The organism is Rhizobium sp. CCGE 510 (assembly GCF_000292525.1).
In the GTDB taxonomy this organism is placed as follows: Bacteria; Pseudomonadota; Alphaproteobacteria; order Rhizobiales; family Rhizobiaceae; genus Rhizobium.
Genome location: NZ_AEYF01000048.1, coordinates 33066 through 52859, shown reverse-complemented (window position 1 = coordinate 52859; position 19794 = coordinate 33066). Strand labels below are relative to the sequence as shown.

Here is a 19794-nt window from a genome sequence, read left to right as displayed (position 1 = left end):
TCACGGGCTATGACACACCGTGATCCGCTTTCCCGCCGAGGTGATCGCTCATGCCGTTTGGCTGTATTTCCGCTTTCCTCTCAGCCTACGGATGGTCGAGGACATGCTGGCAGCCGCGGGATCATTGTCTCGCATCAAACGATCCGACCGTGGGCGGAGAAGTTCGGCCGAGCCTTCGCCAACGACATACGCCGTCGTTCGGTCGGAGCGCTTGGTGACAACGCGCGGCGCCCAAAATCCCGCGGCCCTGCTCGGATGGATACGATCTCTCTGAGCAGTTCGAGGTTCTCGCCGGTCATGGTGGCGACGTCTTCGATCGTGCAGATATGCATCGAACGAGCCATCAGGCGGCCTTTTGCGCAGTGGAGACCGTCGGGAGCATATTCCACGGCAACAGGTCTTCAAGCCTATCTACCGGTGAATCTTTGATCTGGGTTAGGACGTCCGTGAGGTAGCTCTCGGGGTTGCGGCCATGCAGTTTGTCCGTTTCAATGATGGTCAAGATATTAGCGTTGCGCTATCCCGTTCGTAATTTGCATGGTGTAAGTCTTCACTCCCGATGCTCGTTCTCGGGCCGCGCCGCGCAAGGCGCGGCCCGTCTTTCGGGTTTCTCAACCCGGTAAATTGCTACTCGGATTGATTGATTATTACGAGATTATATGCAACCTTCGGTACGATCGCCGACGGTCGGCGCACATCAGGAGGAAAAACCATGATCCGTACTACTGCAGTTGCAGCACTTGTGTTTGCTGTAGCAACCTCAGCTCTTGCTTTCGATGCAAGCAACTTCAAGGATTTTTCAAGCATCGCACCGGCTTCCAGCAGTTGGCAGAACCAGTCCGGCTCGACGATGATCATTCAAGTCGACTCGTTCGGAAATGTCTCCGGCCAATATGTAAACAGAGCACAGGGCACCGGATGCCAGAACTCGCCCTATCCGCTAACAGGAAGGGTAAACGGGACGTTCATCGCATTTTCGGTCGGCTGGAACAATTCGACGGAGAACTGCAATTCCGCAACCGGATGGACCGGCTACGCACAGGTCAACGGCAACAACACTGAGATAGTTACGAGCTGGAACCTCGCTTACGAAGGCGGCTCCGGACCGGCCATTGAGCAAGGACAAGACACTTTCCAGTACGTGCCGACGACCGAGAACAAAAGCCTCTTGAAGGACTAATCTCCTCTGCCCTGCCGGCGCTGGCCCGTCGGAGATTGTGGAGCAAGAATTCATCGAATATGGCCAAAGGCTTAGACGAAGCTGCTTTCCCTGCCGAATAAAAGCGCCGCGTGCTCGTCCGCGCGGCGCAAATCCTATTTGATGAGTTCAATGCGGCCAAAACGGCAAGCTTTCCGGACAAAAGTGAGCATCCGAGGATGCGCCGCCTTGCGCGCGTAGGATGAATCTGTCGTTTTGTCGCTATGGACAGGCATATGGACAGTTTTCGGACACCGGTGAGCCGGCTTGAAATCATCGACCCAGGGCGTCGGCGGCGCTTTACCGCCGCGGCCAAGCTCAAAATTCTCGAGGAAGGCTTTTCTGGCGATGGTCGCCAGGTTTCCGCGACGGCGCAGAAGCATGGGGTTTCCCGCGCACAACTGTACCGCTGGCGGCAGTTGGCGCAGGCCGGCAATCTTGGCAGCAATCGGATCGAGGGCTTCGTGCCCGCGCTGATCACACCGGACGTGCCTACGCCCGTGTCGGCTCCATCGACTCCGGTAGTGGGTAGCCGTCGCATGGAGGTGCGGAGCGCAAACGGCCGGCGCGTCCTTGTCGACCGTGACGTCGACGTCGATGCGCTGCTGCGAATCCTGCGCGGGCTGGAGACACTGCGATGATCCCGATCCCGACACGGCAAGAGTGGCCATCCGACTATCAAGCGGGGCTATCTTGCGATTGATCCCTTCATCCGACGCGACAAATCGCTGAAGCGGGCTTTCACTTGGAGCGGCGAACGGGACCCTGAACACGCGAAGGATACGATCATTCTTACTTTTTCATCTCGACGATTATGGCGAACCATCTCAGGTGACATGCCGAACGGCTTTCCATAATGTATATTCCTAGTGTCAAAGGCAGTTCGATAAATATGCTTACGCCACTGACCTAGGGGGTCAACGGTTCTGGCACGGCGAGAGTTGCCGAGGCTAGCGTCCGGCTGGTTGCTATGGCGTTCACCGGTTTAGGCCACGAAGATCGCATAATGAATCAAGCGTAATTGCGGCACATGTTTTCCGCCTCCGCTCAGGAATCTTTGAGGGGAGAGAGGAAATCAAGATCAATTTGCTGGCTGGTAAACCACTCGCGAGCGCTAATGGAGTCCGGTGTCACACCCTAAAAAGCGGAACGGCGCGCTCAAATTCTTCCGGCCAATTGAACTTCGAAGACGCTGCGACGGAGTCGAGTTCTTCTTTATCTCCGTTGTCGTAGCCTCGAGCCGTGCTTCTTCGTCAAGCACCGCAAGAAACTGGATCTCAGCCCCTCTTGTATTGAAATCAGGAGATGCTGAGACTCGAATGCAACGAAGCGATCTGTAAACTCGCCCAGAATCAGAATTCCTTTTATGCTTGTCCTTCGATTGGTTGCGGATCGCAATTAAGGGTCCATCAATCCAGGGCGTCGGGAAATGCGAAGCGGCCGTACCGACTCCAAGGTCTGAGCGAACGTGCAGCGTGTTTCATCGCTATTGAAGCCTATGGCGCGTCTCATGCCTGCAAGGGCCTTCTTTTGGACGGCACAGAGTTTCGTCAGGTCAACAACGAGGTTCTCGCCCGGCGAGTTCTCAAGTTGGGCCGCAGCGGGCGTCGTGCCTTTGGCAACGGCCTGCATCAAGCCCAGCTTGGCTTTGACTAATGGTGCAACAGCAACAAGATCGCGTCCTTCAGCGAAGTTCACGATATCGCATGTCTGAGTCAGAACCACCCAGCCCTTGACCCTGGCCACGTCCATGGAACCATGTTCATTTACGAACATGGTCGGGAACTCGCGCGCGTCGAGAGTGTAGTCTCCCTGACGCCACGATCTGAGTATGTCCTTTCGTCTTCTAAAAGGCTAACGCAAAAGCGCATGATCTGCAGGGAGTGCGAGACGACGGTAGCGGGTCAGATGCCGACCCTGCCGATCGAACGCGGCAAGCCCGGACCGGGATTGCTCGCCCATATCATGGTCGCCAAATTCGACGATCATATCCCTCTCTACCGCCTATCCGAGATGTACGACCGGCTGGGAATAGACATCTCTCGCTCTGTCATGGTGGACTGCGTTGACCTGTTGCGAGCTGAGACTGGATGAAGCTCGCGAACTCCTTCGCGGGATGCAGAAACTCTGCATGAATAACGAACACGAGTCTCTCTACATGGCGCTCTGCGGAGAGCTATCAGCGATCGAGCAGGACCATGAAAAGACTGTGCAGTACCACGAACGAGCATGGATCAAGCCCCGGGCGGTGACGGCGCCATGCACCGCAGAAATGGTGCATGCGATCGCCGTGAATAGGGCGCTGCTCGGAAACGCGGACAAAGCGGCAGCTTGGCTCGCCTTGGGGGAGCAGGCCGACTTCGTGCAACACTTTTGCGGCATTCGAATTACCTTGGTCAAGGCTTGGCTGGATATTCCTCGCGGTAGACGGAATAGCCTCCGGTGTGCGATTTGTGGAGATCGAGGACGCCATCTTTAATATTCAGGCGCCTGAGTTGCAGATAGAGATGTTGGAACTCCTTGCACGTGCGGAGGTTAGGGGCATATATGCACCTGCGCGGATCAAGAGCTGGACGATTATTTCCGGTCGGTCAGACCATTGATGCTCTGCCCTAAGTTCCGGCGGGATTTCTGGCTCGGATTGAGCCGTGTGAAACACGAGGCCACCCGACTCGACCTTGATGCGGGAGCGCGAGCCCGCCTGCTGCAACGGTCCACATGGGCGAAGGATTGGGGGAACCGAGCAGTCGAGCGAAGAGATTGTTTCCGGAGGGATCCGCAATGAAAGCGCTGGTGACCGGATTCGACGCGTTTGCCGGGCTTCCGTTTAACCCATCCGAAGAGATTTTGAAAAGCCTAAGACGGCATCCCCCAAACGACCTGTTCGATCTGATCGAGTTTTCGGTCCTTCCAACTTCATACGCGGGAGTCGACAACTGGCTCGAGCGAAGCCTCGATCTCGCCCTGGACGCAGATCTAATCCTAATGCTTGGCCTGTCTGTGTCGACAGATAGGCTTAAGCTTGAGCGCTTTGCCATCAACGTAGCCGATTGTGGCGTAGCGGACAATCGCGGCGAGGTTCGCAGTGGAGTCGCGATTGTCGATGGCGGCCCCCGCGCATACGGGACCTCTGTCAATCTTGAACGTGTCGGAGCGCAGCTGGCGGTGGCTGGCATCCCCTATTGCGTGTCGAACAACGCGGGCGACTACGTCTGTAACTATATCTATTACCGCGTACTTAGACGCTTAGACGAAGTGGCGTCGACCGCGAAGGCCCTGTTTGTCCATATACCTTGGGCTTATCCCGTGACGATACAGGAGCATTTCGATTTGCCGCAACGGGACAGGCATCTAGCAGCCATCGGAAAATTACTGCTGGCATGCCGGATGTATCTAGATGAGTGCTGAACTGCACGGCTGTGGTTCGGCGTTGACGGATGACCCCCGTGGTTCACGTGGGAGGCGCAGGCGATCAGATCTTGGACCACCGCAACGGGAACTTGCACCCCGCGCATGGGCGGAGGCGGGACAACGGCAGGGAAAACTCGTCATCCATTTTGTGGCCAGCAGTGACCGACGCCCGCAGTGAGATAGGATTAGCAGCATACCGCCGGACGCCAATACCCTCCTGTGGGTCGGCGATCACTGCCTGAAGACATACGACCGCGTAAACGTGATCGTTGCCGGCAAGCAGCCGGAGTCCCAGTACCTTACGATCGACGAGGCGGTGAAGCAGAAGAGGGCATTGGCGTCTGGGACTGGGCAAGCTTCGAAAACAATACAATCGCGCCGGACGTCGTGATGGCATGTGCGGGCGACGTGCCGACTATGGAGACCCTCGCGGCCGTCATGCTGCTGCACGCGGCGGTACCAGATCTCAAGATAAGGACGGTCAACGTCGTCGATCTACTCGCGCTGCAAGGTCCGAAGGTGCATCCTCATGGCCTCGATGATGCACGGTTCGATAGTATCTTTACGCAGGACAGGCCGGTCACCTTCGCCTACCACGGCTATCCCTATCTCATCCACCGGTTGACGTACCGGCGCACCAATCACGGCAACATCCACGTGCGCGGGTTCGTGGAGGAGGGAGCTACGACGACGCCGTTCGACATGACCGTATTGAACGAGCTGGACAGGTATCATCTCGCTCCCGAGGCGATCGCGCGAGTGCCCGATCTCGCCGAGAAGGTGCCAGATGTGGTGGCAGACCTGTATGCAAAGCTCGACGAGCACCGGGCGTTCGTGCGGGAGCGTGGAGAAGACATGCCGGAAATCCAGAATTGGCGCTGGGCACGCTCCTCCTAGCGCCACCGATGACCGGATTTGGGTAGCGACTGCCACCGCATACTGCCGCAGCACGCTGGCACGCAGGAGAGAGGATTCGAGTGCGAGGTGGCAACCTCGCCTTCGACTTGGGGTGTCCCAACGGCAAGCGCAGCCTTTGCAGCGTCAGCTTCAGCCTGTTTCGAGTCCTTTTCGCTCTGCAGACGATGCGATCCCAAAACGTCGTAGAGAATGATCGCCGGATCATGCTGCAGCCGTCAACGAGAAGCAGCTAAGGGTGAAGCCCGGTCCCATCGCCGTCAGGACAGTTCTCCTGGGTAGTCCTTGCGCAAGAAGCTTCTCGAGTACGAACAGCGCGGTTGGCGAGGACATGTTCCCATAGTCCGAGAGAACCTCACGTTCCTGGTCGAGGGTTCCCTGGTTTAGTTTAAGCGCCGATTCCAAGGCTCCGGGGTGGCACGCAAACCGGTCAACGTCGGCAGGAGTAAGATCTGATCGGGCGAGTATGGACATTACGCCCTTCAGCACATGAGTTTCGGCGAACGGTGGTATCGCACGGTCGAAGATCACGCCCAGACCGTCCGGATCGACGCTCCATCCCATGATGTCTAGCGTGTCGGGCCACGTATGCTGGCCTGCAAGTTCGGCCTCGGCCAGACCGGTTTCACTGGCACGCACCACGCAGGCGGCGGCCCCGTCGCCGAAGAGGGCGGTCGCCACGATGTTCGCCTTCGTAAGCTTGTCCATACGAAATGCCAACGTGCAGGTCTCGACGGCGACCACCAGAACGACTGAGCCTGGCCGGGATGCCGCCAGCCGTGACGCGATTGAAAGCCCAGAGACTCCGCCGGCACAGCCGAGGCCAAACACGGGAACCCGTTCGACATCGTCCCGGAAGCCCAGTTCTCGGCTTACCCTCGCTTCCAGACTAGGTGTCGCAATACCAGTCGAGGAGACGGTTGCGATCGTGTCGGCATCGCCTGCTGCAAGGCCCGCCGACGCGAGAGCCTTGCTGGCGGCGGCGACGAACATTGCGCCCGCGCCCTCGATGTGAGCGAGGTTTCGTTCGGGCCATCCCGACGTCTCGAGATACCACTCGATCGGCCGGACGGCAGGCGCCGAATTCCCGAGGTTTCGAACACCCTTGCCAGCTTTTCGAAATCGCCAAATCGCGATGAGAACGCGGCGTGCGAGGCTCGCGCCGCGTCACGATGGTCGATGACATGTGGCGGAACGGCGGTACCGACGGATACCAGCTTGACGGAATGCTGCATAAGACTCCTTGCGACGGCGCGGGAAGAATTTGGTACGCCGCGCGAGGACGAGACCGAACTACGCTTTGATCCTCAATAAGGTTGCAATGCGGGCGAGCCTGACGCCGCACTTCGTCGGAAGGCTTCAGAGACGACGACGCGCGAAGGATGCCTCCCGCGGCTTCGTGTCTGCCTTGATCCACGTCAATGCGCTCAACGTGTTGGCTCCGTAATTGTCCGATCGAAAAGGAGACAGCGCGATGCTTGCTAGAGACATCATGGCGACCCCCGTGAGGACGCTCGACGAGGCACAACGTCAGGGAAGCCGTCGAGATCGTCAACGCCAGAAAGATCGGCGCGGTGCCCGTCATCGATGGCGAAGGGCGGCTCACCGGCATCGTCACCGGAAAGACCTGCTGCGCCGGGTGGCGTCATCCTGGGCGAGACGGGCGGTACCGCACACGCGCGACCGCGAAGATGCATTGGCGGACTATGTGAAGGCCCGAAGCTGGCGCGTCAAGGACGTGATGTCGACGCCTGTCGTCAGCGGCGCCCCGAGCGCAACCGCGAGCCAGCTCGCAGAACTCCTGCAGGCCCACGACATCAAACACCTGCCTGTCGTCGAGGACGGCAGACTCGCCGGCATGATCAGCCGTCACGACTTGATGCGAGCGCTTCTCGATGTTCCACGGCAGTGTACTGCTTCCGGCGACGAGGCCCTAGGGACGGCCGTTCGTAGCCGCCTGGAAACCGAGCTCGAAATAAGGTTCCCCATGGTCAATGCGACCGTCTCCAACGGGGCCGTGACCCTGCGGGGAGAGGTCGAGACGGAGCTGGAATGCTCGGCGGCCAGGGTGGCGGCGGAAAGCATCCGCGGCGTCGGCGGCGTGGTAACGTTGGGACCAGCATCTCCGAGCCGCTGCTCCAGATCGGCATCCTTGTCACCGTAGGCGGTTATCTGCTCTATCTCCAGCCGCTGATGATGATGGCCGTCGCAGCCACCTTCGCCCCGCAGATTGCGTTCGTCCCGATGTTGCATTGGAGCGATCTTCTTCGCCAACATGGAGATCTACGCTACAAGTACGCCATGAACTTTCTGATAAATCTCATGGCTGCAGGCCGCGATCAATCGCCGGGTCGAGGCGAAGGTCGCTATCATGCGTGACGTCAGCGAAGGCATGGTGCATGCGATAGAAGGCGGTCAGGATGAGGATTCTCAGACTTCGCGTAATCATGTTGCCGAAGTTGGCGCCGGTCGCGATCGATATGTACTTCATCGTGTTGGGGAAGGTCCTGCGTCCGTCGTCAACACCTTTGGAAAGGACGGCGAGATCGTGCCGCATCAGGACGGCGTCGGCAGCTTCGCGGGCGACATGGGCGCGCCCTCCACCGAAATCCCGACGTCCGCCTCGTGAAGGGCCGGCGCGTCGTTTATCCCGTCTCCTAGATATCCGACCACGTGTCCGGCCTTGCGAAGGGCCGCCACGATCCGTTCCTTCTGATTTGGGTCGATCTCGACGAACAGGTCGGTTTTTTCCGCGGGACTGAAAAGTGCGTCGTTGCTCATGCGGCGCGAGATGCCGGACGACATATCGGTTGTCTCCCATATCACCTTGAGCCGCACCCCTCGTTCGGCGAGGCTTGCTACTATGGCTGAAATGTCGGTCTTCGGCGGATCTGAGAAGAGCGAAAACCTTGCAGGCACAGTCCGGATTCGTCTTCCCGCGAGATCTTGGAAGTTGCTTCTGATATGGGGCGGGTGGCGGCTGCGCGCGCGCATGCGTGCTTCTCCCCACTGCCGGCAGACTTCGTCCAACTGTTTGCGGACATGGTCGTCCAATGCAGCTGGCGACCCTCGGTCATGATGGTGGCAGACGTCGATTACGTTGGTGGCCGCTCCTTTGCAAATCAACAACGGCGGGCCGTTCTGTCCGCCGACGATTACGCAGAGACGCTTGCGCGAGAAATCGTAGGGGATCTCGGCGAGCTTGCGGGCGTCGGAAGAAACCTCTCCAGCCGCGATCGTGGCCGTCACGGCGTCGTCGAGAGGATTCTTCATTCCCGATTGAAACGCTGAATTGAGAAGCGCCAGCCGCCTCACTTCAGGGGAGACGACGCCCTGCGGGTCGACACAAGTGTCGAGGCGGATGACGCCCTCGGTGAGCGCCCCCGTTTTGTCCGTGCACAGCACGTCCATGCTGCCAAGGTTCTCCATTGCATCTAGGCGGCGAACGATCACACCAGACTTCGACATCGTCCGGGCGCCGCGCGCGAGCGCCACGCTGATGATCGCAGGCAGCAGCTCCGGCGTCAGGCCGACCGCAAGCGCGAGTGAGAAGAGCAGAGAGTCCACGATAAGGTCCGTGAAGCAGAAGATTCCGCGCGATCAATGTGGGGTGAGACCTTCAGAGACATCGTCGACCTCGGCATGTCCTTTAGTGCTGCGGATCTCGCACAGGCTCAAGAGGCTCGCACGGCACTGTTCCGCCGCGTGCAGCATGCCTTTCGGCATGTAGACGTCATCGCCATGCCGAGCCTGACGCGGTCACCCGGGCCCGCTGATGCGCGCTGTCCAGTCCATGGCGAAGACTATGCCGCCTGGGCGGCAGCGCTCTATCCCTTCAATCTTACCGGACACCCGGCCATATCGGTGCCCTGCGGGTTCACTTCAGAGGGCATTCCCGTCGGCATCCAGTTTGTGGCGCGCTGGCATGAGGAGGAGCGCCTTTTCGATGTGGCAAGGATCCTCCAGGCGGCATTGCCGAGTTGGAAAGAGAGGCCAAAGCTGTGACGATACCCGCTCGACAAAACGACGCCATAGGACATGCTGTCATCGACACTATCGCAAGGGAGCGTGCTTCCCTGTGTCTTGTGCTCGGCCGGTTCGCACCCCTGATCGCCCGCGTGGTTTTCCTCGTCGCCTGGGAACTCTTCGTCCGCTGGCGGGGTATCCCGCCTTATGTTCTGCCAGCGCCGAGCGTTATCTTCCAATCGCTGTGGACGAATGCCGGCGGGCTGATGCGCGCGCTGGGAAACACGGCACTGGTGACGCTGAGCGCCTTTTCGCTCGCGACCATCAGCGGGATCGCCCTCGGCATTCTGATCGCACTGTTCAAGACGATGGAAAAGATCGTCTGGCCCTACGCAGTGGCGCTGCAGGTGACGCCCATCATTGCGATTGCGCCGCTGGTGATCATCTGGGCCGGGCTTTCCAGGGTATGGCTTGCACTGCTGATCCTGTCCTGGCTGGTTGCCTTCTTCCCGATGCTCTCGGCCACCGTCGTCGGCATAAAATCCGTCGACCGCGGGCTGCAGAATGTCTTCACCCTTTATCGCGCCACGCGTTGGCAGCGGCTCCTGCGCCTGCAATTGCCGGCGGCATTGCCCTTCATTCTGTCCGGCGCCCGCGTTTCGTCGGGACTGTCTGTCATCGGCGCCGTCGTGGCGGAATTCGTCGCCGGCAGTGGCACCTCGACGGGCCTTGCCTGGACGATCGTCCAAAGCAGCACGATGCTCGATGTCCCCCGGATGTTTGCAGCGCTTTTCCTGCTTGCAGGTTTTGGGGTTGTGCTCTGGCACGTCATGAGCCGGCTGTCCTCGATATTGCTCGGTCATTGGCACGAAAGTGAGCTGAAAGATGATGCTTGAACAGCGCAAGCAAAATGGTGGTGTCATTGCTGCCCGGCTTGAGGGCCTGACCAAGCGCTATCCGAACGGCACACTGGCGATCGACCGAATGGACCTTGCAGTCGGCAAGGGCGAGTTTGTCAGTCTCCTCGGACCCTCCGGCTGCGGCAAGTCGACGGCTCTCTATATTCTTGCGGGTTTGGTGAATGCCACGGCAGGTCGCGTGGAATTGGCGGGCGATGGCCGACAGGCTGTCGGCACTGGCTCGATCGGATTCGTGTTCCAGGAGCCAAGTCTCATGCCGTGGGCGACGGTCGCCGAAAATGTCTCTTTACCACTGACCTTGCGGGGTTCCGCCGTGGATCTGGCATCGGAGGTTATTCGTTGTCTCACCATGGTCGGGCTCGAGACCTTCGCGGACGCTTACCCCCGCGAACTTTCGGGTGGCATGAAGATGCGCGTCTCAATCGCCCGCGCGCTGATTACCAGGCCGCAACTCCTCCTACTGGACGAGCCATTCGGCGCACTCGACGAGATCACCCGGGCGCGATTGCACGACGATCTTCTGCGCATCTGGAGCGAGACTGGCTGCACGATTGTCATGGTGACCCACAACACCACCGAGAGCATCTACCTGTCCAGCCGCGTTGTCGTTATGGCGGCAAGACCGGGCCGCATCATCGGTTCAGTCGTTGTTTCCGAGCCTTATCCGAGGACAAAAGCATTCCGCCTCGGTCCCGGTTTTTCAGACCATTTACGGGAAGTTTCGGCGCTGTTGGACAATGCGTTTTCCGAGTGAGCCGCCGGTTCGAGTCCTGTCAAGGCGTGCATTAGGAATCGGCTAGTCGGCAGAAATCTAATATTTGGCGCCAGGCTTTAAAGCGAGAAGCTAACTTTGCTTTTAGCTCTCGCCGCCACTGCCGAACTCGAAGCTCAACTGAACGCAGGCCGATGGTGATTCCATGCTCGCTCGCCAACTCCTGGCGGATTACATCCGCATTGCCGTCATGCCGGAAAAAAACGCTCGCGAAGCCAATCATCAAGCCCGTCGAACGCCGTGCGCCGAACAGACTGTTTGAACGGTGCAACTCCGCCTTCTCGAAGATAGCGGCGGACCGTATTGCGGGCGCATCCGAACTCCTTCGATAGACGTTTGGCGCCCCAACCAAGTTCGTGAAGCCGCAACATCGCCACCACCTTGCATGTTCAAACCGCATCCATTGATGATGGGTGCGACCCCTGGGGGATGGCCATCCCCCAGGGGTCGGACGGGCGGGACCGTAACCCCCTTGGCCTGAACCGGGGATGAGCTTGGTCCGCCCGTCCTTCGCGTTTGTCCTGAACAGATAGTGGGGAGCACGTCCCGTATGCAAGGCAAGGTATCGTCCGAACGCACCGCGATGGCGACAGTTTATGTCGGTATCGATGTCGATGTCTGTAAAGAGTGGCTGGATATTCATCTGCATCCTCTCGGCCGCAGTTTTCGGGTGGCCAACGACACGGCCGGCCTGCGCCGCCTCAAGCGGGAGCTCGATGCGCTTGGCCAGATGCCGCGCGCGGCGCTGCATATCGTCATGGAAGCGACCGGCAAGTTGCATCGCGCCGCTCTGCGTTCGCTGCATGCCGACGGCTTTTACGTGTCGGTCGTCGATCCGCTGCGCGCCCGGCTGTTTGCCAAAGCCTGCGGCTTCCTCGCCAAGACCGATCGGCTCGATGCCCGGCTTTTGGCCATCATGGGAGAAGCCCTCAAGCCCGCACAGACCCCGCCGCCCGGCCAAGCCCTGGAAGCCCTGCAGGAACTGGTCAATGCCCGAGCTGCGGCCACCAGCGAACGCACCGCCCTGTCCAACCGGATGAAGACAGCCGCGACCGCCTTCCTGCGCAAGGAACCGACGCGCCGGCTTGCCGCGCTCGACACCCATATCGCCAGACTCGATGCCGAGATCGAGCGCAGCATCGGCACCGAGCCCGAGATGCGCCGCCGCCTCGACATCCTCATCTCCATTCCCGGCATCGGAGCCGTCACCGCCGCAAGCCTTATCGCTGGCCTTTGCGAACTTGGCGCCTGCTCCGGCAAGCAGGCCGCCATGCTGGCCGGCCTTGCGCCGCTCGCCTGCGAAAGTGGCGAGCGGGCCGGACATCGCGCCATCAGGGGCGGACGCCCTGCACCCAGGAACGCCATCTACATGGCAGCCCTCTCCGCCTCCCGTCACAACCCGGACCTCGCGCACTTCGCCGAAAGACTGAAGAAGGCCGGAAAACCCAATAAGGTCGTCCTCGTCGCCGTCATGAGAAAGCTCATCGTGCTCGCAAATACCCTCATCACTAAAAACCGCATCTGGACACCAAATCCACCTTGACACCAAACACAGATGCTCATCCGCCTGAAGCATATCCCCGTCCTGCATCCTTCGCGACAATGCAGGATGCGATAAAATCGTGCTCGTCATCCATCACTCCTCGTCTTGAGACGAGGGGGGCAGTTCTTCGCTTCGTTAGGGGTCAGTTTTTCATTTCGCCCAACACGCTCTTCATGAAGCTGCTCGGTGCACCAGCTCGCGCGCCGAGAAATGCGCGCTTCCGCACGACTCCATAGCGGCGACGCACGGCGGTTGCGCTTCAATAAACCTGAGAAATTGCCTCCCAGATCAATCCAATATCGTACATTCCGCCTTCCTCTCCACTCGGTGGCTTAATGAACTATCATCTTGGCACATATGCCCTCTGGGGAAGGACGGCAACTGTCCTATCTTGGTTTTTTTTGCTCAATTTGTGTGGTGCTCGACATTTTTGAGCGGCATTATCCGTGGCCTGAGAAGCTCTGGACCAGCTCTGCCTTACATTGCACGTTTGGTCGTTTTCAAACGGTTGATATGACTGTCCGCTTGGCCATTGCCCCACGCGAGATCGATAGCATTGCGGACGGCGTCAATGTCACGGCGAAGAACGCGAGCGAACCGAGCAAGCGAGGTAACGCCAGGGACTATGGCATCATCAATCCACCTTTCAAGTTTCACGGAATTTGCGCTGCGGAACCGCATGGCAAAGCTGCGCACTTGGGCATTTCTTCAACTTCACAGAAACGCGCAACCTTGTCAGGCACTGATCAAATGGATCAGGAACATTCACAAATGAGGCAATGCGGCGTTTCCAACCTGATCGTCGCGGTATAGGCTTTGTTGATTTCGTTCACCGAACAGTGTTTAAGTGGGCAGTTAAGGACGGAGTTCTATTCTCCTAAATCTGGCGTACTCTCACCAAAGCCGTGTTCGATCATGAAAAATTCGCGTCGATGGATTTGGACCACATTTGTCATGCTTTTATTCTTTGTCGCGGGAAGTGGGATAGGAGGCTATACGCGTTGGTGCGCAGCGCAAAAGTCAGCGGACGCGCGGCTCGCGCTGGATGCGCACTATGCAGACATGCCGCCGGATGCGCACCATCGATATCTCAATCTTCCGACGGACTATACAGATGCAAGCAGTAAATACTTTCGCGCGTTCTATTTATTAAGCCCCAACTTCAGCCCCAAAGGACCTGTAATTTTTTTTCTGACAGACGGACAAATGGAGTTGGTATACCCGGGAATGGAATTCTCTTTCTTCGATAAACAGCTTCCGGGTGTGTCCTATGTGCTAATCGGCCATCGCGGCCATTACCCGACGCTGTTCCCAGAGGTCTATCCGAACGGCAAGCTAGACTTGGGCCGTGCAATGCGCCTCTATGGCTCCTGGCAGCGTGTTGAAGATATAGAACGCGTGCGGCAGGACATGGTATCCGCCAACCTGCTTTCGTCTGACGGGCGTATCATGATTTTCGGAGCGTCAGGCGCGGGCGTGCTTGCCCAGCAGTACTTGCACCGGTATGGAGAACACGTGACTAGGGCATTGCTAGTCACCACGGGAGCGCCGGACTTGGCCCGTACGCATGGCTGGACCTACGCCCGCAACTTCGCTGAGGTCGATCCAAAAGACGCTGTCTTCCTGACGGAGATTGCAAGTCGTGATGGCATTCGGCCAAGCTTGGCGTATATGCTCTTCCAACTCGGGCGGGAAGGACGGTCGGGCTTGGCAAAAATCGGTAAAATCGTTCGAGGAGAGCTAAACCACAACCCTGTGCCGTACGCTTGGTATGAACTGCACCCGAGCCTGAACTGGGCGCTCAGCCGCGCGATGCTAAGCCTGCCCAATGCCGATGCCGCGAAAGTGCGGATGTACGAGCTAATTGGAAGCGATCTGCAGAGTGTGAAGACCTCGTACGGTTATGATCTCCCCCTGTACGTGTGGTCCATGGAAATGCTGTGGAATTTTATGCATCAGCATGCGCTCCTGCCGAACTTGCAGTTGGATCGAAACAGTTATCAAGGGGAGGTGCTGGTCATCGCAGCGAGGGACGATGTCGTATTTTCTCCAGCAATAGGCAAAGCTATCGTGTCAGCCTATCCGAAAGCCCGATTTTTGTTGGTCCGAGGTGGCCACCGATTGGAAATGGACCACGAGTACCAACATTCCATTCGCAGAGCCTACTTTTTGCACGGCCTCCAATCGCGGGACACAATGTCGCTCCTGGACGCTCCTCCCTTCTAGAGCGGTTCATTGCTTATCGGAATCGCGTGGGATTGAACTAAGCCGCTGATCGCGGCGACTTGCGGCCGCCTTTGACGAGAGCGCCCTGACTGAGAGGATGGTGGTGGTGTTGCAACCCACCCTTCAGACAGGAGCCCCGATGGCTGAGATGAGCCCTCTTCGCCGCCGGATGATTGAGGACATGACGATCCGCAATCTCTCCCCGGCGACCCAGCGATCCTATATCAATGCAGTCCAGAAGTTCAGCCGCTATTTCGGCCGATCGCCCGATCGGCTGGGCCCAGCCGATATCCACACCTTCCAGGTTCACCTGGTGTCAATTGGGATATCGTGGGCATCGTTAAACCAGATCGTGTGTGCTCTTCGATTTTTCTATGGGATCACGCTTGGCCAGGACGTATCCCCGATCGGATCCCCTATGCGCGCGCCCCACGGAAGCTTCCCATTATTCTGTCGGCGGACGAGGTGGTGCAATTTCTTGAGGTGGTCTCCAGTCTGAAGGCACGCGTGGCGCTGACCACGGCTTATGCCGCTGGCCTGAGGGTCGGTGAGGTCTGCGGACTGAAGGTCGAGGATATCGACAGCTCCCGCATGGTGATGCATGTTCGCCATGGTAAAGGCGCCAAAGCCCGATACGTTATGCTGTCAACCGAACTGCTCGGGATCCTGCGCAGCTATTGGCGTCTATCGCGCCCCATGACATTCCTTTTTCCAGGGCGTGATGCTGACAAGCCGATTGAACCGACAGTGTTAAACGCCGCCTGTCGGTCGGCGGTTTCGGCAACAGGCCTTTCAAAGCGCGTTACCGTGCATACGTTGCGGCATTCCTTTGCCACTCACCTGCTGGAGAATGGCACCGATATCCGGATCATCCAGGTCCTGCTCGACCATGCCCATCTGTCGAGCACGGCACACTATACGCAGGTTTCCACCGACACGATCCGGTCGACCGCTAGCCCGCTCGATCGGTTACGGCTGGAGGTGACGCCGCCGGAATCGTCATCGGTTGCGCCCTACCTTCGAAGTCGCCGACATCTTTCGACGACATGGAGGCTCCTACAGGCGAGAGAACGCCGGTCATCTTGGCCGCGCCGAACGACGCGTCATGGGCGCGATAGAAGCCTGCCGGACACCCCGCTCGGGGGACACGTCGATGCCTGCGATGGGTGCGGCAGGACCCGCATCTCCTATAACTCCTGCCGCAATCGCCACTGCCCGAAGTGTCAGGGGCTGCTCGCAAAGAGTGGGTCGACGCACGCATCGCCGATCTCTTGCCGGTCCCATACTTCCATGTGGTCTTCACCCTGCCTCCGGCCGTCGCCGAGATCGCCTTCCAGAACAAGGCGGTCGTCTATGCATTGCTGATGCGGATCTCGGCCGAGACGCTGCAGACGATCGCCGCCAATTCCAAATGGCTGGGCGCCGAGGTCGGCGTCACCGCCGTGCTTCACCCCTAGGGCCAGGCGATGACCCACCATCCCCATGTCCATTGCGTCGTACCGGGTGGAGGTCTCTCGCCGGACAGGTCAAGGTGGATCAATTGCCGATCGGGCTGTTTTCTACCCGTTCGCGTGCTGTCACGGCTGTTTCGGCGGCTCTTTCTGACTGCTCTGGCGGGAGCCTTCGCCCAGGGTGAGCTGCAATTCTTCAACGAACTCACTCATCTCAACGACAGCAACACGTTCACCAGCTATCTTGCCCGCACCCGCAGCATCGAATGGGTCGTCTATTCAAGGCCGCCATTCGGCGGACCGGGTCAAGTGCTCGCCTATCTTGGCCGATACACCCATCGCGTTGCTATCGCAAACAGCCGCATCGTTCATGCCGATGGCGACCATGTCGCCTTCCGATGGAAGGATTATCGTGGCAACGGCCGTGACCGTGAGAAGATCATGCGCCTTCATCCCAACGAGTTTATGCGGCGCTTTCTCCTGCATGTCCTTCCAGACGGCTTTCACCGCATGCGCCACTTCGGCTTTCTCGCCAATTGCTACCGGCGTGATGGCTCTGTTGCAAAAAATCGGTTGATCACCGAAAGAGCGCTGGTGATTTTCAGCGAGATTTTTGATGAGCGATTTCAAATGGCGTCATTTTCAGGGTGAAGTGATTTTGTGGGCGGTTCGATGGTATTGCCGCTATGGGGTGAGCTACCGCGACCTTGAACAAATGATGGGTGAACGAGGTGTCGCTGTCGATCATTCCACGATCTATCGGTGGGTCCAGAAATACGCGCCAGAGATTGATAAGCGGCTGCGCTGGCATTGGCGCCGACCACAGTCAACAAGCTGGCGGGTTGATGAAACCTATGTGAAAGTCCGCGGCCAATGGACGTATCTTTACCGGGCCGTCGATAAATTCGGCAACACGATCGATTTCTATCTTTCGCCAACTCTCAATACCAAAGCGGCCAAACGCTTTCTCGGCAAGGCTTTGAATGGATTGAAAGACTGGGAAAAACCGACTGTGATCAACACCGACAAGGCACCGACCTACGGCATTGCGATTTCAGAGTTGAAGGCAGAAGGCAAATGCCCTGAAGAGCTTTTGCATCGGCAGTTGAAATATCTGAACAATATCGTTGAGGCCGATCACGGTAAGCTCAAGCAATTGATCAGGCCGGTCAGAGGGTTCAAGACACTGAAAACGGCCTATGCGACCATCAAAGGTTTCGAGGTGATGCGGGCGCTGCGCAAGGGGCGGGCTGCGATTTTCAACCTGACCGGCGACGTTCGAGGAGAAGCTCGTATCGTTGAACAGGCTTTCGGCATTGGTCCGAGCGCATTGACGGAAGCCGTGGCTCTGCTCGCCCGGATCTCGAAACTCAAACCGCCTGACAATGGAGAAAGTGGGAACTTCCTTGAAATCCAAACTTTTTGCAACAGAGCCGCAGAAACCGTCAGGAACATTGACTGAGATCAAAGATCTTCAGCCAGAAGAATGTTAGCCTCCCTCCTGCATTCGTAGTTCATTCACACATCTGATGGAGATTGTAGAAATGAAGACGCTTGAAGATCCCAAAAATAGTAGCGAAAGCCGAACTGTCGATATCGGAGGGCTGGTTAAGCAGTACGAATCGGCAAAGTTGGTCCAGGAAATGCAGAACCTGATCAAGAAGAAGGGCCTCAAAGTAGACCTCGTCCTGCGAGACGATGGGTTAAGCGAGCCGCTCGCCAACGGCTGCAGTAGCTGCACCGTCTGTCCCTGCATGATCTGCTGGTAATCGGAGCCAGTGGTCTGGCACTGTCCGTGTGCAGGCGCGTCCGGGCAGTACGCCGTGAGGGAGAACTAAGCAGTTCTGGGAGAGTTCGAGAGGCGGATCAGGATGACGACGCAGCTGTCCATAGGGTCAGATCAGTTTGTCGCAGTGCGACGCGACTTTGTCTTAACTAAAGATGGCGATCGACCAATTCTCTATCCTCTTGACTACATCAACACGCACATCCATTTTTTAACGCCGATCCAGGGATTGGCGCTGTCGCTGTTGGACGGTGCCTCGCGTTTTTCCGAGATCGAAATCTTCTTCCATCACCTCTTCCCCGACGCCGACGCCGGGACCCTCGCCGAGACACTCTCCAGTGTCGACGCTCTGGTGCGCGCAACCGTATCGCCCGCGGGTATCGGTGCTCACGGCGTCCTGGAAATTGCCGATGCTCCGATTACGAAGGCGATTCGCGTCGATCCGCGCTGCTTCGTCATCGACCCACGGGCCTATTCGCGTGTGATGGAGGGGGTCAAGACTCGGTTTCGTCTAAAGGCGCCCATTAACCTCTACACAGTGTTCACGCATCGCTGTCAAACCGACTGCCTTTATTGCTACGCCGACCGACGCATAAAGAGAGGCAAAGAAATGCATCTTGCGCGTTGGCGCGAGCTGATCGACGAGGCAGCCGCTATGGGGGTGCGCATGTGCTCGCCTGACAATGGTGATACCTTCGTACGGCCGGATGGAATCGACTTTCTCAATCTCTTGGTCGAGCATAGGATGCTGTTTCTCCTCTCGACGAAAGCGTTTCTGGATCGCGACGCGGTCGAGCGGCTAGTCGACGCCGGTTTCAAGGAGAAGATCAACGGGGTGGTTGAGCGCCCTGTGCAGCTTAGCTTCGATGCTGCCGACGAGGACCTGAATTCGCGCCTGTTAAATGTCAAGATACCCCGAACGGAAATGGCAGCTCGGACTTTCGAAAGTTTTATGGTTTTCGGTATACAGCCTATCATCAAGGCAGTTATCACCGGAATCAACGTGGATCAGCCGAAGAAAATCGTTGATTTCTTCTACCCTTTTGGTGCCCGCACTTTCAGTTTCGTGCGATATGCCCGTTCGTTTCACCGCCACAGTGACGATTTGTTTGTCACTGGAGCACATCACGCGACTCTTGCCAACCAATTTGAGGCGATACGAGCCGAATATCCGGACATCAAAGTAATCGAGAATCTGTCGCAGGCCCCGGCGCCGACGGGAGAGCTGACGCCCGAGCGCAAGCAGGAGATCTGGAGGCAACGGATTGGCTGTGGCGGAGGGTGGCATGCTCTGGGGATCGGTCCTGACGGCGGCGCCTTCCTCTGCGAGCAGATGGCCTACGAAGAGCGGTTCCTGGTCGGCAACGCCCGCCGTCAATCGTTGCGCGAAATCTGGACCGGCTCCCGACTGCTGAACTTCATCTACCCAAGTCGCAGGCAGTTTAGCGGGTCATGTTGCGAGACCTGTCCATCCTTTGAGAGGTGCATGTGGGAGAGGGGCCGGTGTTACCGGGACGCATATTTCTCCTACGGCTCCGTTCATACGACGCCCCCACTTTGTCCTTCTAACGACAAACAGGGCGTGCGGCTCAGCTAAAGGGAGCGC

At 58.2% G+C, this 19794-nt stretch carries 15 protein-coding genes and 10 pseudogenes; 18 read left to right on the top strand and 7 right to left on the bottom strand.

All coding sequences use genetic code 11. From position 1 onward, the window contains the following. Positions 1 to 19 precede the first annotated feature (19 nt). Positions 20 to 180, top strand: a pseudogene (locus tag RCCGE510_RS33885) (IS6 family transposase); the annotation flags it as partial. Between the two features lie 163 nt (positions 181 to 343). Here the strand turns inward: RCCGE510_RS33885 and RCCGE510_RS28600 are convergent. Then, positions 344 to 529, bottom strand: a pseudogene (locus RCCGE510_RS28600) (transposase domain-containing protein); the annotation flags it as partial. A 183-nt stretch (positions 530 to 712) separates the two neighbouring features. Here RCCGE510_RS28600 and RCCGE510_RS28595 point away from each other — a divergent pair. After that, positions 713 to 1180 carry an avidin/streptavidin family protein gene (locus tag RCCGE510_RS28595; protein ID WP_007636079.1) on the top strand — a complete coding sequence of 156 codons (468 nt, stop codon included), beginning with the start codon at positions 713 to 715 and terminating at the stop codon, positions 1178 to 1180. A 254-nt stretch (positions 1181 to 1434) separates the two neighbouring features. Continuing rightward, a complete protein-coding gene (locus RCCGE510_RS28590; protein WP_037080141.1) occupies positions 1435 to 1839 on the top strand; it encodes a transposase in 405 nt (134 codons plus the stop codon). A 757-nt stretch (positions 1840 to 2596) separates the two neighbouring features. Here the strand turns inward: RCCGE510_RS28590 and RCCGE510_RS28585 are convergent. Continuing rightward, positions 2597 to 2974, bottom strand: a complete 378-nt coding sequence (locus RCCGE510_RS28585; RefSeq protein WP_037080138.1) for a hypothetical protein — start codon at positions 2972 to 2974, stop codon at positions 2597 to 2599. A gap of 84 nt (positions 2975 to 3058) precedes the next feature. On the opposite strand from RCCGE510_RS28585, the pseudogene RCCGE510_RS28580 reads away from it, so the two are divergent. The 4 genes and pseudogenes from RCCGE510_RS28580 to RCCGE510_RS28565 all read left to right on the top strand — a co-directional run. Beyond that, positions 3059 to 3253: pseudogene (locus RCCGE510_RS28580) on the top strand (transposase); the annotation flags it as partial. 76 nt (positions 3254 to 3329) lie between these two features. After that, entirely contained in the window at positions 3330 to 3677 is a 348-nt protein-coding gene (locus RCCGE510_RS28575) for a hypothetical protein (protein WP_007636072.1), read from the top strand. 302 nt (positions 3678 to 3979) lie between these two features. Further along, positions 3980 to 4606, top strand: a complete 627-nt coding sequence (locus RCCGE510_RS28570) for a pyroglutamyl-peptidase I (protein ID WP_007636071.1) — start codon at positions 3980 to 3982, stop codon at positions 4604 to 4606. A 196-nt stretch (positions 4607 to 4802) separates the two neighbouring features. Continuing rightward, positions 4803 to 5506, top strand: a pseudogene (locus RCCGE510_RS28565) (phosphoketolase); the annotation flags it as partial. A gap of 222 nt (positions 5507 to 5728) precedes the next feature. On the opposite strand, the pseudogene RCCGE510_RS28560 reads toward RCCGE510_RS28565, so the two are convergent. Beyond that, a pseudogene (locus tag RCCGE510_RS28560) lies at positions 5729 to 6759 on the bottom strand (type III polyketide synthase). A gap of 473 nt (positions 6760 to 7232) precedes the next feature. On the opposite strand from RCCGE510_RS28560, the gene RCCGE510_RS35300 reads away from it, so the two are divergent. After that, on the top strand, positions 7233 to 7688 hold the full coding sequence (locus RCCGE510_RS35300) for a CBS domain-containing protein (RefSeq protein WP_192815364.1): 456 nt from the start codon (positions 7233 to 7235) through the stop codon (positions 7686 to 7688). A 156-nt stretch (positions 7689 to 7844) separates the two neighbouring features. Here the strand turns inward: RCCGE510_RS35300 and RCCGE510_RS35725 are convergent, their stop codons facing one another. Next, the gene (locus RCCGE510_RS35725; protein WP_240539703.1) at positions 7845 to 8081 is read right to left on the bottom strand and encodes a hypothetical protein; all 237 of its coding nucleotides are present in this window, start codon (positions 8079 to 8081) and stop codon (positions 7845 to 7847) included. Then, positions 8081 to 9091 carry an HAD family hydrolase gene (locus RCCGE510_RS28545; RefSeq protein ID WP_240539702.1) on the bottom strand — a complete coding sequence of 337 codons (1011 nt, stop codon included), beginning with the start codon at positions 9089 to 9091 and terminating at the stop codon, positions 8081 to 8083. Before RCCGE510_RS28545 ends, RCCGE510_RS35725 begins: the two co-directional genes overlap by 1 nt. Before the next feature lie 36 nt (positions 9092 to 9127). Here RCCGE510_RS28545 and RCCGE510_RS28540 point away from each other — a divergent pair, with 36 nt between their 5' ends. Genes RCCGE510_RS28540 through RCCGE510_RS28530 form a run of 3 tightly spaced genes read left to right on the top strand, consistent with a single transcriptional unit; the run spans position 9128 to position 11164 of the window. Beyond that, entirely contained in the window at positions 9128 to 9529 is a 402-nt protein-coding gene (locus RCCGE510_RS28540) for an amidase family protein (protein ID WP_007636067.1), read from the top strand. After that, positions 9526 to 10386: an ABC transporter permease gene (locus RCCGE510_RS28535; RefSeq protein ID WP_240539701.1), complete on the top strand. Its 861-nt coding sequence runs from the start codon at positions 9526 to 9528 to the stop codon at positions 10384 to 10386. The genes RCCGE510_RS28540 and RCCGE510_RS28535 overlap by 4 nt, the downstream gene beginning before the upstream one ends. Beyond that, positions 10376 to 11164: an ABC transporter ATP-binding protein gene (locus RCCGE510_RS28530; RefSeq protein WP_157179954.1), complete on the top strand. Its 789-nt coding sequence runs from the start codon at positions 10376 to 10378 to the stop codon at positions 11162 to 11164. The genes RCCGE510_RS28535 and RCCGE510_RS28530 overlap by 11 nt, the downstream gene beginning before the upstream one ends. 97 nt (positions 11165 to 11261) lie before the next feature. Here the strand turns inward: RCCGE510_RS28530 and RCCGE510_RS33870 are convergent. Beyond that, positions 11262 to 11565 (bottom strand): annotated as a pseudogene (locus tag RCCGE510_RS33870) (IS21 family transposase); the annotation flags it as partial. Positions 11566 to 11732: 167 nt separating this feature from the next. Here RCCGE510_RS33870 and RCCGE510_RS28525 point away from each other — a divergent pair. Further along, a complete protein-coding gene (locus RCCGE510_RS28525) occupies positions 11733 to 12725 on the top strand; it encodes an IS110 family transposase (RefSeq protein WP_007636062.1) in 993 nt (330 codons plus the stop codon). Positions 12726 to 13202: 477 nt separating this feature from the next. Here RCCGE510_RS28525 and RCCGE510_RS35720 read toward each other — a convergent pair. Next, a pseudogene (locus tag RCCGE510_RS35720) lies at positions 13203 to 13376 on the bottom strand (ISL3 family transposase); the annotation flags it as partial. A gap of 264 nt (positions 13377 to 13640) precedes the next feature. Here RCCGE510_RS35720 and RCCGE510_RS28515 point away from each other — a divergent pair. The 6 genes and pseudogenes from RCCGE510_RS28515 (at position 13641) to RCCGE510_RS28490 (ending at position 19785) form a co-directional block, all read left to right on the top strand. Continuing rightward, positions 13641 to 14951: a hypothetical protein gene (locus RCCGE510_RS28515; protein WP_240539700.1), complete on the top strand. Its 1311-nt coding sequence runs from the start codon at positions 13641 to 13643 to the stop codon at positions 14949 to 14951. A gap of 139 nt (positions 14952 to 15090) precedes the next feature. Next, positions 15091 to 15944 (top strand): annotated as a pseudogene (locus RCCGE510_RS28510) (site-specific integrase); the annotation flags it as partial. A gap of 13 nt (positions 15945 to 15957) precedes the next feature. Then, positions 15958 to 16939 (top strand): annotated as a pseudogene (locus RCCGE510_RS35715) (IS91 family transposase); the annotation flags it as partial. Between the two features lie 79 nt (positions 16940 to 17018). Next, positions 17019 to 17756 (top strand): annotated as a pseudogene (locus RCCGE510_RS28500) (IS6 family transposase); the annotation flags it as partial. Positions 17757 to 17946: 190 nt separating this feature from the next. Further along, on the top strand, positions 17947 to 18171 hold the full coding sequence (locus tag RCCGE510_RS28495) for a hypothetical protein (RefSeq protein WP_007636054.1): 225 nt from the start codon (positions 17947 to 17949) through the stop codon (positions 18169 to 18171). A 102-nt stretch (positions 18172 to 18273) separates the two neighbouring features. Beyond that, complete coding sequence (locus RCCGE510_RS28490; protein WP_007636053.1) at positions 18274 to 19785, top strand: radical SAM protein; 1512 nt, start codon at positions 18274 to 18276, stop codon at positions 19783 to 19785. Positions 19786 to 19794: the final 9 nt, after the last annotated feature.